General features: G+C 71.7%; 16 protein-coding genes. 3 read left to right on the top strand and 13 right to left on the bottom strand.

Features of this window, described 5'->3' with window-relative positions:
- Positions 1–428: 428 nt before the first annotated feature.
- Genes HY049_10915 through pgsA form a run of 6 tightly spaced genes read right to left on the bottom strand, consistent with a single transcriptional unit; the run spans position 429 to position 5,082 of the window.
- Positions 429–1,448: an NAD(P)-dependent glycerol-3-phosphate dehydrogenase gene (locus tag HY049_10915; protein MBI3449413.1), complete on the bottom strand. Its 1,020-nt coding sequence runs from the start codon at positions 1,446–1,448 to the stop codon at positions 429–431.
- Entirely contained in the window at positions 1,445–2,065 is a 621-nt protein-coding gene (gene plsY, locus HY049_10910) for a glycerol-3-phosphate 1-O-acyltransferase PlsY (protein ID MBI3449412.1), read from the bottom strand. Before plsY ends, HY049_10915 begins: the two co-directional genes overlap by 4 nt.
- Positions 2,062–2,637, bottom strand: coding sequence for an RNA 2',3'-cyclic phosphodiesterase (gene thpR / locus HY049_10905; GenBank protein MBI3449411.1), 576 nt, complete (start codon positions 2,635–2,637; stop codon positions 2,062–2,064). Before thpR ends, plsY begins: the two co-directional genes overlap by 4 nt.
- Entirely contained in the window at positions 2,634–3,884 is a 1,251-nt protein-coding gene (locus HY049_10900) for a CinA family nicotinamide mononucleotide deamidase-related protein (GenBank protein MBI3449410.1), read from the bottom strand. The genes thpR and HY049_10900 overlap by 4 nt, the downstream gene beginning before the upstream one ends.
- Complete coding sequence (locus HY049_10895) at positions 3,881–4,504, bottom strand: 1-acyl-sn-glycerol-3-phosphate acyltransferase (protein MBI3449409.1); 624 nt, start codon at positions 4,502–4,504, stop codon at positions 3,881–3,883. Before HY049_10895 ends, HY049_10900 begins: the two co-directional genes overlap by 4 nt.
- Positions 4,501–5,082 (bottom strand): CDP-diacylglycerol--glycerol-3-phosphate 3-phosphatidyltransferase, encoded by a 582-nt coding sequence (pgsA, locus tag HY049_10890; protein ID MBI3449408.1) that lies wholly within the window; start codon positions 5,080–5,082, stop codon positions 4,501–4,503. The genes HY049_10895 and pgsA overlap by 4 nt, the downstream gene beginning before the upstream one ends.
- A 137-nt stretch (positions 5,083–5,219) precedes the next feature.
- On the opposite strand from pgsA, the gene HY049_10885 reads away from it, so the two are divergent.
- The 3 genes from HY049_10885 (at position 5,220) to HY049_10875 (ending at position 8,157) form a co-directional block, all read left to right on the top strand.
- Entirely contained in the window at positions 5,220–6,014 is a 795-nt protein-coding gene (locus HY049_10885) for a polysaccharide deacetylase family protein (protein MBI3449407.1), read from the top strand.
- Positions 6,011–7,408, top strand: a complete 1,398-nt coding sequence (locus HY049_10880) for a phosphoglucomutase/phosphomannomutase family protein (protein MBI3449406.1) — start codon at positions 6,011–6,013, stop codon at positions 7,406–7,408. Before HY049_10885 ends, HY049_10880 begins: the two co-directional genes overlap by 4 nt.
- An 83-nt stretch (positions 7,409–7,491) precedes the next feature.
- Positions 7,492–8,157 (top strand): helix-turn-helix transcriptional regulator, encoded by a 666-nt coding sequence (locus HY049_10875; protein MBI3449405.1) that lies wholly within the window; start codon positions 7,492–7,494, stop codon positions 8,155–8,157.
- Here HY049_10875 and add read toward each other — a convergent pair.
- The 7 genes from add to HY049_10840 all read right to left on the bottom strand — a co-directional run bounded on the left by add (position 8,072) and on the right by HY049_10840 (position 16,039).
- Complete coding sequence (gene add / locus HY049_10870) at positions 8,072–9,100, bottom strand: adenosine deaminase (protein MBI3449404.1); 1,029 nt, start codon at positions 9,098–9,100, stop codon at positions 8,072–8,074. The genes HY049_10875 and add overlap by 86 nt on opposite strands.
- 14 nt (positions 9,101–9,114) lie before the next feature.
- Positions 9,115–9,732: a hypothetical protein gene (locus HY049_10865; GenBank protein MBI3449403.1), complete on the bottom strand. Its 618-nt coding sequence runs from the start codon at positions 9,730–9,732 to the stop codon at positions 9,115–9,117.
- A 14-nt stretch (positions 9,733–9,746) separates the two neighbouring features.
- On the bottom strand, positions 9,747–10,979 hold the full coding sequence (locus HY049_10860) for a tetratricopeptide repeat protein (protein ID MBI3449402.1): 1,233 nt from the start codon (positions 10,977–10,979) through the stop codon (positions 9,747–9,749).
- Positions 10,976–11,527 (bottom strand): lytic transglycosylase domain-containing protein, encoded by a 552-nt coding sequence (locus tag HY049_10855; GenBank protein ID MBI3449401.1) that lies wholly within the window; start codon positions 11,525–11,527, stop codon positions 10,976–10,978. Before HY049_10855 ends, HY049_10860 begins: the two co-directional genes overlap by 4 nt.
- A 137-nt stretch (positions 11,528–11,664) precedes the next feature.
- The gene (alaS, locus tag HY049_10850) at positions 11,665–14,334 is read right to left on the bottom strand and encodes an alanine--tRNA ligase (protein ID MBI3449400.1); all 2,670 of its coding nucleotides are present in this window, start codon (positions 14,332–14,334) and stop codon (positions 11,665–11,667) included.
- Positions 14,331–14,801: a RecX family transcriptional regulator gene (locus tag HY049_10845; GenBank protein ID MBI3449399.1), complete on the bottom strand. Its 471-nt coding sequence runs from the start codon at positions 14,799–14,801 to the stop codon at positions 14,331–14,333. Before HY049_10845 ends, alaS begins: the two co-directional genes overlap by 4 nt.
- A gap of 71 nt (positions 14,802–14,872) precedes the next feature.
- Positions 14,873–16,039, bottom strand: a complete 1,167-nt coding sequence (locus HY049_10840) for a type IV pilus twitching motility protein PilT (protein MBI3449398.1) — start codon at positions 16,037–16,039, stop codon at positions 14,873–14,875.
- Positions 16,040–16,055: the final 16 nt, after the last annotated feature.

The following is a 16,055-nucleotide window of genomic DNA, read 5'->3' as shown; positions in this document are numbered from 1 at the left end:
GGCAAGTATCGCCACGTCATCTCGCAGCCTGTCGCTCGCCAGCTCGCGCCGCTCGTGGTTCGCTCGCCACCCACTCGCGGCAAGGCGTTGGTTGATGGCAGGTGTCGCCGGGCGCTCGCGGGTACCCGGTTCGCTCACACGGCCCCGCTCCGCAAGTCGACCCGCGCCCCGTCGCTCCAGAATACGCACCATCGCAAGCGGCGGCGGCCGGTGTTCCCGCGCGGGAGCGTGTGGGACGAGCCCACGAGCGCCGCGAGCCGGCGAGCGGAGGTCTGCGAGATTCGGCCGCGGCAGTTCGCGGCCGAGGGGTACCCGCGAGGGCGCCGCCCGCACGGGTGGGCGAGCAAACTCGAGGCCGAGCGCGATTATTTCACGCGCGGAGGCCGCCTCCCGCGCGGGAACACGGGCCGCTGCCCGCAGCGCCCCGATCAGTCCTCCTCGGGCCTCGGGGGGCGGCCGAGGAGATCGCGGATGGCGGCGTCGGGGGCGAGGCCTTCGTAGAGGAGCTCGTACACCTTCTCGGTGATCGGCATCGGCACGCTGTGGCGGCGCCCCAGGTCGAGCGCCGAGCGCGCGGTGCGGACTCCCTCGGCCACCATCCGCGACGCCGACTGGATCTCCGCGAGAGACCGCCCGCGTGCGATCTCGATCCCGACCGATCGGTTCCGGGAGAGCGAACCCGTGCACGTCAGCACGAGATCGCCGAGGCCGGCGAGCCCCGAGAGGGTCTCCTTGCGCCCGCCGAGCGTCACCGCCAGCCGCGATATCTCCGCGAGGCCCCGCGTGATCAGGGCGGCGAGGGTGTTCGACCCGAGCCCCAGCCCCTCCACGACGCCGGCCGCGATCGCGATCACGTTCTTGAGGGCTCCGCCGGTCTCCACCCCGATCGGATCGGAGCTCGTGTAGACCCTGAGCGCGCCGCGCGAGACGAGCGTCTGCGCCGCGGACGCCAGGCGCGGGTCCGCCGAGGCGGCGACGATCGCCGTCGGCCTCGACGCCGCCACCTCGCGCGCGAAGCTCGGTCCCGAGAGAACCGCGAGGCGGTTGGCCAGGCCGGCTCCGAGCGTCTCGGCCGCGATCTCGCTCACCCTCTTGAGCGATCCGTTCTCGATCCCCTTGGAGGCGACGAGGAGGAGCGCCTCCGGCGCGATCCCGCCGCGGGCGCCCGAGAGAACCTCTCGGCAGTGGTGTGACGGGACGGCGAGGATCACCACCGCCGCGCCGCGCACCGCCGCGTCGACCGACGAAGTGATCTCGAGGGCCTCGGGGAGCGGAAAGCCCGGAAGGTACGGGGCATTCTCCCGGGTGCCCCGGACGATCCCGGCGAGCTCCGGATCGTGGATCCAGAGGGTCACGTCGCGATCGGCGGGCAGAGCGATCTGGCGGGCGAGGGCGGTTCCCCACGAGCCGCCGCCGAGAACGGCGACCTTCTCCCGCGGCGCGGTCATCGCCTCTCACCCTCCCCGGCGTCGCCGGCGCTCCCGAGGCGCGGCTCCACTCCCCGGAGGATCCGCGTCAGGTTCTCGTGGTGGCGCAGGACGATCAGCCCGCCCGCCAGGGCCGCGAGGGACGCCGGGATGGCGCCGAAGCCGGTTGCGGCACACGCCGCGGGGAAGGCCAGCGCGGCGAGGACCGATCCGGCCGACACCATCCTCGTCAGGGCGACCGCGATCGCGAAGGCCGCGAGGGCGATCCCCATCGACTTCGGATCGAGGACGGCGAACGCGCCGCATCCGGTCGCCACGCCCTTCCCTCCGCGGAATCCGAGATAGATCGGAAAGCAATGCCCGGCGACCGCGGCGAGCGCTGCGGCCGCGGCGCCGGCGCGGTCATTCTCGCAGATCGCGCGCGCGAGGGCGACGGCGGCGACCCCCTTCGCGGCGTCGAGGAGGAGCGTCGTCATCCCCACTGCCCAGCCCGCGGCTCTGGCGACGTTGGTCGCGCCGATGTTGCCGCTGCCGACGGATCGGATGTCGCCTCCCCGCCTCCACCGGAAGAGGAGGTAGCCGAACGGGACGCCGCCGATCAGGTAGGCGGCCAGCGCGGCGAGAATCCGCGGTGTCACGACGTCTCCCCCGGGGCAGCGCCGAAGGGGATCTCCGCGAGGCGGACGTACTCGGCTCCATCCGGATGGAGGAGGCTCCGGAAGAGCGCGAGCGCCCGGATCTCGAACCGGCCGAGGTCGGTCGCCGCGCGCGCCGCGATCGACCGATCGAGTGCGCGCGATCCCGCCTTCGGCCGGGCGAGGGTCAGGTGCGGGCGGAACGGGCGCTCCTCGCGAGCGAACCCGACCGCCCCGGCCGCCGCATCGACCGCCGCGGCGAGGCGCGCCAGCGCCGGAGACTCCTCCTCCACGCCGATGAAGACGACGCTCGGGCTCCCCCTCGAGCCGAAGGCCCGCACTCCCCTGATGCGGATCGGAAGCCGGCCGGCGCACGCGAGGGCGGACGCCTCGAGCGAGGCGGGCAGCGACGCGGCGCGCGAGGGCTCCACCTCGCCGAGGAACTTCAGCGTGAGGTGGACCGACCCGCTCTTCACCCAGCGCACCTCCGGCACCTCGCGCGCCAGATCGGCGAGGAGCGCGCCCACCCGATCCCGCGCCTCGCGCGGCAGCTCGGCGGCGACGAAGAGCCTCAAGCCCTTCCCTCGCGGCGGGCGCGCGCGAGCTCGAGCCTGAGGAGGTTCAGCGCGGCGCGGCAGGACCGGATCCGGATCGACGCCCGATCCCCGGGAAAGCTCGCGGCGAGCGCCGCCCCGCCCCACGGCGCCGCGAGCGCCACGTGGACGAGGCCGACCGGCTTGGCCTCGCTCGCGTCGGGGCCGGCGACCCCCGTGATGGCGAGCGCGAGATCGGCGCCGGTCCGGCGCCGCGCCCCCTCCGCCATCTCCGCGGCCACCTCGGCGCTGACCGCGCCGAACGCGCAGAGCGTCGCGGCCCGGACGTCGAGCCAACCCTCCTTGATCGCGTTCGCGTACGCGACGGCGCCCCCGACGTAGAATCTCGACGCCCCGGGAACGCTCGTGATGAGCTCCCCGAGCATCCCGCCCGTGCACGACTCGGCGGTCGAGAGCGTGCGATTCGAGGCCGCGAGATCCCTCGAGACGGCCCACTCGATCCCCTCGTCCGCGCTCGAGAAGACGGCCTCGCCGAGCGCCGCCTCGATGCCGCGGCCGGCCGACTCGAGATCCGCGGACCGTTCCGCGGGGGCGCGGAGGATGAGCGTGACCTCTCCCGGCGCCGCGAGGATCGTGCACTCGATCGCGGACCACGAGGCCATCTGCGGCGCGACGAGCGACTCCACCTCGGACTCGTAGAGCCCGGCGATCTTGAAGACGCGCCGCGCGCCGGGGGAAGGCGCATGGATCGCGAGGAGCCTCGGCACGACCTCGGCCTCGAGGATGGACGTCATCTCGGCGGGGACCCCCGGGAGGAGCGCCACCGTCGGCGGCCCCTCGACGAGGAGGCCGGGGGCGCTCCCGACGCGGTTCCGGAGGGGTGTCGCGCCCACGAGCACGTCGGCCATCCGGTAGACGCTCTCGGGAGGGGTGAGGCCCCGCCTGCGGAACCTCTCGCGGAGCTTCGCCTCGATCGCGGCGTCGCGCGCCAGCGCCAGCCCCATCGCGTCGGCCGTCCCCTCGCGCGTCAGGTCGTCGAAGGTGGGGCCGAGCCCACCGCTCACGATCGTGATCGGCGCGCGGGCGATCGAGATGCGGAGCGCCTCGGCGATCGCTTCCCGGTCGTCGCAGACCACCTGCCTGAGGACCGGGAGGTACCCGGCCCTCTGAAGCGTCGCCTCGATGTGGGGCCCGTTGGTGTCGGCGCGGCCGTCCCTGAGGATCTCGCTCCCGACGACGACCACGGCGAACGCGCGGGGGCGCGTCACGTCACGTCCCCGGCCGCTCCGAGGCGCGCGATCGTCGCCATCACCGAGTTCGAGAACTCGATCAGCTCCTCCTTCTTCGCGCGCTCGCCTCGGGGGCGGAACGGGATCGGCTCGCCGAAGACGACCCGGACCCGCCTGGGCCGCGGGAACGCCGCGCCGACGGGCATCGCCTCCTGGGCCCCCACGATCGCCCCGGGGATCACCGGGGCGCCGCTGCGCGAGGCGAGAAAGCCGACGCCGAGCTTCCCCTCGCCCAGCTCGCCGTCCTTCATCCTCTGCCCTTCAGGGAAGATGCCGACAACGCCGCCCGACCGGAGCACGTCCAGCGCCGTCCTGAGCGCGCGCGTGTCGGCCGCGTCGATCTTGAGGGGGATCGCCTCCATCAGGGAGTAGAACCACCGGAGCCTCAGAAGGCTGTAGATGTCGTGCGAGATCAGGAACCTCAGCCTCCTCGGGCACGCCGACCCGAGGCAGATCGCGTCGAGGTAGGAGGCGTGGTTGGCGACGACGATGCACGCCCCCGCCGCGGGGATCTTCGACGCCCCTTCGACGCGGAACCCCAGGTACGCCCGCAGGACGGGCCACGCGAGCCCCTTGACCGACCAGTAGAACGCTCTCACTCGGCGTCGGGTGAGCGCGCGAAGATCCCGCGGGCCTTCGAGAGGTAGTCCAGGAGAGAGATGATGGCGAGGACCACGACGACCCAGAGCGCGACCTGGCCGACGATGACGAGGCCCCGCCTCCCGGTGAGATCCTCGATCTTCTCGCCGATGATCAGGAGCGTGATCGCGATCACCTGCGACCCCATCTTGAACTTCCCCCACGTCGACGCCGCGATGAGGATGCCGCGCGTCGACGCGACCGACCGGAGATCGCTCATCGCGAACTCGCGCCCGACGATGACCACCACCATCCACGCCGTGACGATGTCGGGCTGCACCTGCACGAGCGAGATGAAGGCGGCGGAGGTGAGGAGCTTGTCGGCGATCGGGTCGAGGAGGATGCCGAGGCTCGTCACCTGCCCGCGGCGGCGCGCCAGCCATCCGTCGAGCATGTCGGTCGCGGCGGCGACGAGGAAGATCGCGACGCCCCAGATCTCCTTCCCCTCGAACTTCGTGAGGAGGACGACGACGAGGAATGGGACGAGGAAGATGCGGAGGAGCGTCAGGGAATTGGGAACGTTCAGCAACCGCGGCACCGTCGGGGGCTCCGGCCTTCCGTTCGCGATCTTTTTCGAAGTTATCACACCATGGTTGACGGTGCCGCGAGCACCATGTTACGGTCGCGCCGCTTCCCGCACGAGGGGCGCATGACGAGGACGATCACAGCCGACGCATGAGACGCCCGCCCCCGATCTCGATCGCGCGCGCCCTTTTCACCGTCCTCGCCCTCGCCGCGGCCCCCGGCCTCCCGGGCGCCGCCCCGGCTCCTGCTCCCGCCCCCCCCAAGGCCGCCACGCGGACCGTCGCCCTGACGTTCGACGCCGCGTGGTCCGACGACGGCGCCGCCTCGATCCTCGACACGCTCAGGGATCGGGGGGTGCGCGCCACGTTCTTTCTCGCGGGGCGATTCGTCGTCCGCTTCCCGGATGTCGTCCGGCGGATCGCCGCGGAAAACCACGAGGCGGGGAATCACACGTACACGCACGATCACCTGGCCCGCGGGTCGACCTGCGGCCGGTGGGAGACGCGGCCGGGGCTCACCTTCGCGCTCCTGAAGGACGAGATGGATCGAACCGCCGCGGCCTACACCGCAGTGACCGGCCGGAACCTCGAGCCCGTCTGGCGCGCGCCGTACGGCGAGACGAACCGCGAGATCCTCGAGTGGGCGGGTGCGGCGGGGTACGCCCACGTTCCCTGGAGCGACGGGCTGGACGCCCTTGACTGGGTCGCCGATCCCGCCTCAAGGCTCTACCAGACCGTGGACGCGGCGCTCGCGAGGCTTCTCCGGCGACTCGCCGCGCGCGGCGCCGCGGACGGGCCCGCGATCGTCCTCATGCACCTCGGGAGCTCCCGCCCCGCCGGAGAGCGGTTCGCCGAGGCGCTCCCGGCGCTCATCGACGGCGCGCGGACGCTCGGCTACCGGTTCGAGTCGGCGAGCGAGGCGCTCGCGGAAGGGAAGACGAGATGAGCCTGAAATTCGGGACCGACGGCTGGCGCGCCGTCATCGCGGACGAGTTCACCTTCGAGAACCTGGCGCTCGCGATCCGCGCGACGCACGCCGAGATGCCGGCCTCCCCGGCGCCCGTGATCGTCGGGCACGACACGCGCTTCCACTCCGCGGCCTTCGCGCGCGCGGCCGCCGAGACCTTCGCGCGCGCCGGCCGGAACGTGCTGATCACGACGGAGCCGTGCCCCACGCCGGCCGTCTCGTGCCAGGTCGTCGCCTCGGGCGCGCCGTTCGGGATCTCGATCACCGCAAGCCACAACCCCGCCGAGTTCAACGGCCTCAAGATCAAGAGCGCTCGCGGGGCGAGCGCTCCCCCGTCGGCGACGAAGGCGATCGAGGCGCGGATCGCCGCGGGGGGCGCGACCGCCGACGCGTCCGTCCCCGGGACGATTCGCGCGATCTCGTTCCACGAGGAGCACCACCGCCGCCTCCTGGCGATGGTCGACGTCGCGAAGATCCGGGCCTCGGGGCTGGTCGTCGCCTTCGACGCGATGCACGGCGCGTCCGGCGACGCGCTCGCGCGGATGATCGACTCGGGATCGACGCGCGTCGAGACGATCCGGGGGAACCCCGATCCCCTCTTCGGCGGCGTCAACCCCGAGCCGCTCGAGGCGAACCTCGCCCCCCTCGCGCGCCGCATGCGCGCCGGGGGGGCCGACATCGGCCTCGCGACCGACGGCGACGCCGACCGCATCGGCGCCTTCGACGAGACCGGACGCTTCGTGACGCCGCTGCAGATCGCGCCGCTCCTCGCCCGCCGGATGATCGCGTCGGGCCGGCGCGGCGAGATCTGCAAGACGTACGCGAACACCCTCCTCCTCGACCGCATCGCGAGGAAGGAGAGGCTCCCCTTCTCGGTCCACCCGATCGGCTTCAAGTACATCGCCGAGCGGATGGAGTCCCCCGGCTTCCTGATCGGCGGCGAGGAGAGCGGCGGGATCGGCATCGTCGGGTACCTTCCCGAGCGCGACGGACTCCTCATCTCGCTCATGCTCCTCGAGACGCTCGCGGCCGAGGGGAAGCCCCTCTCGGTCCTCCTGTCGGAGATGGAGAGGGAGTACGGCGCCCTCCGGTATTTCCGCGTCGACACGCCGTGCGACACCGACAGGGGAAGATCTCTCGCCGACACGCTGAAGCGCGACACACCGACGTCCCTCGGCGGCATGAAGGTGACGGGGATCGACACCCTCGACGGCGTGAAGCTCCTCTTCGGCGACGACGGCTGGATCCTGGCCCGCCCGTCGGGCACGGAGCCCGTCCTGAGGGGTTACTGCGAGGCGGCCGACGAGGCGGCGGTGCACGCGGCGATCGCCGAGCTCCTGGCCCGCGTCGGCGTGAAACCACCCCGCGCCTGACGGGCTCGCGCCGGCGATCGATTGACACCCGGCTCGTGGGGTTCGTACACTTCCCGCCTCCCTTCGAGGAAAGCGAGGCGTCCATGATTCCCGCAGACGACTCCTGCCGGGAAGCGCTCGATCGTCTCGCCGCGCTCGATCCCGACGGCGCCCGGAGGGCGTTCGACCGATGGCTGATCGGCGCCGGCTCCGCGGAGGCCCTCCTCGACGCGCTGTCGAGGCTCGACGCGGTCGCCCGGCGGATCGAGCGGAGCGCCGGAATCGAGGACGGCGCCCGGATGCTCCTCGCGCAGCGCCTCTCCCTCTCGGGATCGCTCGCGGAGATGCGGGCGATCTGCCGCGAGACCGTCGCCGGCATGCTCGCCGCGATCTCGGGACGGCCGCGCCTCAGCGCGCCGGTCGCGCGCGCCCGCGACTTCGTGACGGCGAATTTCAACCGGAGGATCTCGCTCCGGGAGGTCGCCGATGCGGCTGGACTCTCCCCGAACTACCTGTCGACCAAGTTCCGGGAGGAGTGCGGCGCGACGCTCGTCCGGTTCGTCCACGCGCTGCGGGTCGAGGCGGCGGCGAGGCTCCTCACCGAGGGGAACCGCAGGATCTCGGAGGTCGCCTCCCTGGTGGGATACCAGAACTACCGGGACTTCCACCGGAACTTCGTCAGGATTAGGAGGGCGCCTCCCGGCGCGTTCCTCGGCGCGCCGCCGCGCGGATCCGCGCCGCGAGGCGGCGTCTCGCGTCCCCGCTCGTGAACGAGGCCTCGGCCGCATGAACCATCAGGCGCGGTATCTCGTCCTCGCCGACGCCGAGCGCCCCCACCGCCAGCGCGATCTCCCGCCGCAGCGTCGTCCCGAAGATCGAGCGATCGTCGGATCCGAGGGAGACCCTCACGCCCGCGTCGATCAGCGCGCGCAGCGGATGGCGTCGCAGCGACGGGACGGCCCGCGTCATCAGGTTGCTCGTGGGGCAGACCTCGAGGGTGACCCCGTCCCTCGCCAGCCGGCGGAGGAGCGACCTGTCGGCTGCGGCCGAAATCCCGTGGCCGATCCGCTCCACGCCGAGGTCGTCGAGCGCCTCCCACACCGAGCGGGCCGTCGTCCCCTCCCCGGCGTGCGCGACGGTGTGAAGCCCCGCCCGGCGCGCGGCGTCGAACGCCCGGCGGAACGCGCGGGCCGGCGACGCCGCCTCGTCCCCGCCGAGCCCGACGGCGACGACGTCCCGCGGCTTCAGCCCGGCGATCTGATCGACGATCTCCTCGAACCACGCGGGGCCCCAGAGCCGCCCGCCGTCGGCGATCCACGCGATCGACGGCCCCCCGGCGATCCTCGCGCGCCGCGTCGCGCCCTCGAGCGCGCCGAGGACCTCGACGAGGGCGACTCCCCGCCTGAGGTAGACCTGGGGGGAGAAAAAGATCTCGGCGTGCGCGACCCCCTCGGCGCGAAGGTCCTCGATCAGCGCGAAGGCCGCCCTCTCGATGTCCTCGCGGGACTTCAGGAGGGACGCGCAAAAGACGAAGCTGTCGAGGAAGGGGACGAAGCCGCGGCGGCGCTGGAGCCCGAGGCCGGGGCGGGGCGCGCCGCCGGCGAGCCGGCGCCCCGAACGAAGGGCGAGCCGCGCCAGGACCCGGCGCGGGATCGACCCTTCGAGATGCAGGTGCGTTTCGACCAGCGGAAGGTCGCCGCGGGGCGCACTCACGGTGATGCGCCGCCTCAGAAGCGGAGGATGGAGCCGGCGGAGATCTCGGAGCCGGAGTAGCCCGCGGAGACGAACTGCTCGCGCCCCTCGATCATCAGCCCCCAGCGCGTGACGGGGAAGAAGTCGACGCCTCCGTACACCACGAGGCCGAACTGGGTGCCGTTGGTGAGGAAGCGGAAGTCGCCGACGTTTTTCACCCCGACCCCGAGCGCCGAGTTGACCCCCGCCGACGTCGCCTGGATCGCGTAGATGCCGGGGCCGACTCCGGCGTAGAGGTTCGTCTTCGGAAGTGGCCAGAGGTGCACCCAGGTGAAGATGAGAGGCGTCATGCGGACCCGGGCGTGGAACCGGAACTCACCGTTCCCGCCGATCGACCCCAGAGTCTTGAACGCCGTCCGCTGCTCGCTGAAGTAGCCGAGCTCGTACGTGAAGCCGTTCCGGGAGTCGTAGTAGTCGCGGAGCTGGAGCCCCCAGAGCGTCCCCTGGGTGACCGGAAGGTCGCTGGGGAAGAACCCTCCGACGCGGATTCGAAGATCGTAATCGTAGTCCTGCGCGCTCGCCGCCGACGCGCCGAGCGTGAGCGCGACGGCGGCGACGGCGACGATGGAGACGAACCGGACCCGCCGCGTCATCGCTCCTCCCGCTCTCAGACAGCGTCGACCAGTATCTGCCCTTCGCCCGACGCGCGCGCGATCGTCGAGCCCGCGCTCTCGACGAAGGGGTAATCCCCCGCGGCGTCGCTCCGGATCCTGACGTCGTCGGTCCACGCGACGAGCCTTCCCTCCGCGATGCGGAGAGGGTGCTCGGGCCGCACCTCGACGACGATCGGCTCGGCGCCGACGGAAAGAGCCAGGCTCCCCGTGCCGCGGAGCCGCACCGACGGGCGATCGGGGGGATCGGCCTCCGGCGGCGCCTCGGCGTCGAGGCTTCCCTCCCAGGCCAGGATCCGCCCCGCACTGACATGGACACGCTGGGCGCTCATAGGGAGTAGAAACGCGGACGCATTCCCGCCCGCGACCAGAACGCGCCCGGGCCCCCTGAGCTCGGTGAAGCCGGGGAGGGCGTCTGCGGCGGTCATCGAGCCGGACGCGAGGATCGCCGACCCCTTGCGGATCACGATCTTTCCCAGGAAGGCGATCTCGAGGCTGGCGCCACCTTTCAGCGCGAAGAGCGATTCCCCGACCAGGCTCCGCCGCCGCTCCTGTCCCTCGACGATCTCCCGGAGATCGAGGGGCGCCCACGCTGGCGGCGCCGACGAGACTCCCGCCGCGTCGACCCCCGCCGGGCGGCGGACGAAGGCGAGGACCTCGCCGCCGACGGCGACCGTGTCCGCCTCGGAGGGTGTCCTCGGGGGGGCCGCGGCGGCCTGCGGGGCGGTGTCGGAATCGGAGCGCCCCCGGCCCATCTCCCCCGCGAGCTTGGCGACGAGCGCGTCGGCCCCCGCCTTCCTCAGGTGATCCAGGCAGGCGTCGAAGTTTCCGTTGAGCCTCGCGATGAGGCCGAGGTAAAGATGAGGCTTGGGATTCCTGGGGTTGAGCCTCAGCGCTTCCTCGAGCGACGCCTGGGCCTCGGCGTGCCGCCCCTCCTTGAACTCGAGGATCCCGAGGTTCGAGTGCAGGATGTCGGCCTCGGGGTGGACGCCGAGGAGCGCCCGGTAGATCCCCGTCGCCTCGTGGCGCATGTCGAGCCTGAAGTAGACCATCCCGAGAAGGTTGAGGACCATCTCGTCGCGGGGGCGCAGTTTGAGCGCCTCCTCGAGATCCGCGCGCGCCCTCTCGACGTCGCCGCGCTGGAGGTGCTCCTTCCCCTTGTTCAGCCGGAGCAGGAAGATTCCCTGATCGAACGCCGGGGCGCTGAACCCGCGAACCGCGCTTCTCATGGTCGCCCTCCACGGCTCTCCGCCGGGATCACTCTCAGACTTCGTCGCGGGCGGAGGTTCGTGTAGCAGGGAACGCCCCCCGCCTCCACCTTCGCCAGCCGGATCGTGCTCGCGCCCGCCGCCCGATCGGCGCGCTGCAGATCGTCACCGTAGTAGCTCCGGATCCTCGCGAGGTACGCCCGCGTCTCCTCGTAGGGGGGCACGCCGCCGTAGCGCGCGACCGACTCGGGCCCGGCGTTGTACGCCGCGAGCGCGAGCGTGACGTCGCCGTCGAACCGGGAGACCAGCTCCCTGAGGAAGGCGACACCGGCCTCGAGGTTCGTCGCCGGATCGTGGACGTCCTTGATGCCGAACCGGCGGGCGGTGTCGGGCATCAGCTGCATCAGGCCGCGCGCCCCCGCCTTCGACACGGCCCGCTGGTCGAAGGCCGACTCGGCGGCGACGACCGACTGGACGAACGCGGGATCGAACCCATAGCGCGTCGCCGATCCGGAGACGAGATCGCCCAGATCGACGGGCGGCGCGGGGACGCCCGGCTGCGACTCCATCGGGCGGGCCGGGAGGACCGGAGCCGGCACGTTCGTGACGAGGATCTCGCGGCCGCGGATCTCCTGCTTGATCTCGGCGCGAGCCGGCGGCGCGAGCGCCAGCGCCGCGGCCGCGAGCGCGGCGATGCGAAGCGCTCTCAAGGCGCCGCCCCCTGGGTGGCGCCGAGCGCGCGCGCGAGGGCGCCCTTCGACGCCGCGATCGCCTCGTCGAGCTTCGCGGGGTGCTTCCCTCCCACCTCGGCGAGCGTCGGCCGGCCTCCGCCCCCTCCGCCGACGAGGACCGCGATCTCCTTCATCAGCGCGCGCGCGTCGAGCCGCGACGCCAGATCGTCCGTGACGGCGACGAGGAGCGCGACCTTCTCGCCGTCGAGCGACCCGAGGACCACGACGCCGCTGCCGAGCTCCCGCTTCAGGTTGTCGGCGAGCGTCCGGAGCCCGGCGCGATCGAGATCCGCGACGCGCCGCGCGACGAGCTTCACGCCGCCGATCTCCTCGTGGGCCCTCTCCGCCGCCGCCCCTCCGCCCGGGCCGGCCTGGGCCGCCTTGAGGCGGAGCTTCTCGATCTCGCGCTTGAGGGTCTTGTTCTCGTTCCGGAGCGTCGCGATCTCCCCCGTCACCTCGTCGCGCGGGAGGTTGAACGTGCGCTCGATCGCCCGCAGGCGCTCCTCGTTCCGGCGCGCGTGCTCGAAGGCCCCGCGCCCCGTCAGCGCCTCGATCCGGCGGACTCCCGCCGCGATCCCGCGCTCCGACAGGATGAAGATCTGCCCGATGTCGCCGGTGCCGCGGCAGTGCGTCCCGCCGCACAGCTCCTGCGAGTAGCCGGGGACGGTGACCACGCGGACGCGGTCGCCGTACTTCTCCCCGAAGAGCGCGACGGCCCCCTCGCGGATCGCCTCGTCGTACGGTTTCTCCGACTTGTCGACGGGGGTGTTGAGGAGGATCTGCTCGTTGACCTGCTTCTCGATCGTGAGGAGCGATTCCGAAGGGACGGCTCCGGGGTAGTTGAAGTCGAACCGCAGCCTGTCGGGGCCGACGTAGGAGCCGGCCTGCTGGACCGACGCGCCGAGGACGTGCTTCAGCGACGCGTGGAGGAGGTGTGTCGCGGTGTGGTTCCGCATCGTCGCCGCGCGCGCGTCGCCGTTCACGGCCGCCTCCACGTCGCCCCCCTCCTCGATCGTCCCCTGGAGGACGCGGACGTGGTGCACGACGAGGCCGGGGGCGCCGTACGTCGTGTCCTCGACCTCCGCCTCGCTGCCGTCCTGCGAGGAGAGCCTCCCGGTGTCGCCGACCTGCCCCCCCGATTCCGCGTAGAAAGGCGTGCGGTCGAGCACGGCGAAACCGCTCTCCCCCTCCGGGAGGCGCGCGGCGCGCCCGGCGGCGGTGAACAGCGCGACGACCCTCGCCGCCGGCGCGCGGAGCGTGTCGTACCCCACGAAGCGGGAGCGCACCGTCGAGGCGAGCGCGGCGATCCCCTGAGGAAGGCGCCTGCCGGCGTCCCCCTTCCACGAGGCGCGCGCCTGCTCCCGGTGCTTCTCCATCTCGGCCTCGAGGACGTCGCCCACGGGCATCCTCGCCCCGAGCGGGAGCGCGAGCGCCCCCTGGATCTCGAAGGAGAGGCCGTACGTGGTGTAGAGCCTCACCGCCTCTCCCGCCGGGATCTCCGTCCCCGCGTGGCGCCGGTAGACCTCGTCCGCCACGTCGACGCCGCGCGCGAGGGTCGCCTCGAAGGCCTCCTCCTCGCGCCGGCAGGTCGCGGCGATGAGCGCGCGCTTCTCCTCGAGCTCGGGATAGGCGATCTTCATCAAGTCGACGACCCCGCCGGTGAGCCCGTCGAGGAACGGCAAGCCCACCTTGAGGTTCTTGCCGAAGGTGAGCGCGCGCCGGATGACGCGCCTCAGGACGTACCCGCGCTTCTCGTTCGACGGGACGATCCCGTCGGCGATGAGAAACGTGATCGCCCGGAGGTGATCCGCGATCACCTGGAGGCTGACGTCGGTCGGCTCCGACGCGCCGTACCGGACCCCCGCCCGCTCCGCGATCGCGCCGAGGAGGGGCATGAAGAGATCGGTGCGGTAGTTCGTCGTGACCCCCTGAGTGATCGCCGCGATCCGCTCGAGGCCCATGCCGGTGTCGATGGCGGGCCTGGCGAGCTTCGTCATCGACCCGTCCGCCTGCCGGTTGAACTGCATGAAGACGAGGTTCCAGAACTCGAGGTAGCGATCGCACTCGCATCCGAGCGCGCACGTGGCGCGGCCGCAGCCCACGTTCGGCCCCTGATCGATGTGGATCTCGGAGCACGGGCCGCAGGGGCCCGTGTCCCCCATCGACCAGAAATTGTCCTTCTCGCCGAGGCGGACGATGCGCGAGGCGTCGACCCCGGCCTCGCTCCGCCAGAGCGCCTCCGCCTCGTCGTCCTCCCGGAAGATCGTCACCCAGAGCCTGTCCTTCGGGAGGTGCATCGTGCCCGTGAGGAAGTCCCACGCGAAGGCGATCGCGTCCTTCTTGAAGTAGTCGCCGAAGGAGAAATTACCGAGCATCTCGAAGAACGTCTGGTGCCGCGCGGTGCGCCCGACCTGCTCGAGGTCGTTGTGCTTCCCGGAGACGCGGAGGCACTTCTGCACGGACGCCGCACGCGCGTAGGGGCGCTGTTCCAGACCGAGGAAGGTGTCCTTGAACTGGTTCATCCCGGCGTTCGTGAAGAGGAGCGTCGCGTCGCCGGCCGGGATGAGCGAGGAGCTCCGCACGACGCGGTGCCCGCGCGATTCGAAGTGCGAGAGAAAGCTCGACCGGATCTCGGACGCCTTCAAGAGTCACCGCCCCGCTCGTCCTCGCGCTTCCTGAGCTCCGCCATCGCGCGCGCGATCGCGCTCATTCCGAACCCGCGCCGCGCCAGCGCGGCGCGAACTCTGTCGCGCTCCACCCGATCCGTCGGGAGTCCCTTCACCCGGACGATCTTCTCGAGGGCGCGCGCCGCATCCGACGGAGAGCTCTCGCCGCTCTCGACGGCCCTCGACAGCTCCGACTCGATCACGTCGCGCGGGACGCCGCGACGGGCCAGCTCCTGGCGCACGCGCCCCGGCCCGAGGCCCCGACTCACCGCGCGCGTCCCGATGAAGGCCGCCGTGAAGCGGGCGTCGTTGACGTAGTCGAGCTCGACGAGCCTCAGGATCGCCGCCGTGATCTCGGCGGGAGGAAAACCCTTGCGCCGCAGGTGGGCGGTGATCTCGGCGGCGGTCATCGATCGGCGCGAGAGCGCGGCGAGGGCCGTCTCCACGGCGCCCCTTCCCGCGCCGGCTCCCCGGGAGCCGCGATCCATCGGGGCGCGAAACGGGGACACCGCCGGCCTCAGCGGTTGAAGGAAAAGGGTGAGTTCGGATCCTCGGGGCCTGCGTCGTCCGCGTGCAGGCTGGTCTCCATCTCCTGGTTCGACGCGTCGCCGGTGGACTGGATCCCCTGGATCTTGAGCTTGAACTCGTCCGGGTTCGACGCGCGCCTCAGCGCCTCGTCGAGGGAGATCTTCTCCTTCTGGTACAGGGCGTAGATGCTCTGGTCGAACGTCTGCATCCCGTACTGCGACGTGCCCTGGGAGATCGCCTCGCGGATGAGCTTCGTCTTCTCCTTGTTCTCGATGCAGTCCCGGATGTAGGGCGTCACGCGCATGATCTCGGCCGCCGGAACGCGACCCTGCCCGTCCACCTTCGGCAGCAGCCGCATCGAGATGACGGCCTTCAGCACCGAGGCGAGCTGGATGCGGATCTGCTTCTGCTGGTGCGGCGGGAAGACCGAGATGATGCGGTTGACGGTCTCCGTCGCGTCGAGGGTGTGGAGGGTGCTCATCACGAGGTGTCCGGTCTCGGCGGCGGTCAGCGCCGTCTCGATCGTCTCGTAGTCGCGCATCTCACCGACGAGGATGACGTCGGGATCCTGGCGCAGCGCCGACCTCAGGGCCTGCGCGAACGACTTGGTGTCGACCTCGACCTCGCGCTGGTTGATCAGGCTCTTCTTGTCGCGGTGCAGGAACTCGATCGGGTCCTCGATGGTCATGACGTGCTCGGTGCGCGTCGAGTTCACGTAGTCGATCATCGCGGCCAGAGTCGTGGACTTTCCCGACCCGGTCGTCCCGGTGCAGAGGATCATCCCCCGGCGCTCCTCGCAGATCGTCTTGAGGACTCCGGGGAGCTCGAGGTCGGTGAAGGTGCGGATCTTGATGGGGATGACGCGGAGGACCAGGCCGACCGTCCCGCGCTGCTGGAAGATGTTGCAGCGGAACCGTCCCAGCCCGGGGACCGAGTACGCGATGTCGATCTCGTAGTTGTCCTTGAACTTCTGCTTCTGCCGCCCGCTCATGATGCTGAAGGCCATGGCGATCGTGTCCTCCTGCATCAGCCGCTTGAGCTCGGTGAGCGGGAGGAGGTTCCCGTGGACGCGGATGACGGGGTAGGACCCGACCTTCAGGTGAAGGTCCGAGGCTCCGCGGTCGGTCGCGATCTTGAGGAGGTCGTTGATGTGCATGCGATCTCCGGAGTGG

It is taken from the genome of Acidobacteriota bacterium, assembly GCA_016195325.1.
In the GTDB taxonomy this organism is placed as follows: domain Bacteria; phylum Acidobacteriota; class Polarisedimenticolia; order JACPZX01; family JACPZX01; genus JACPZX01.
This window is presented reverse-complemented; position numbering and strand designations above follow the sequence as displayed.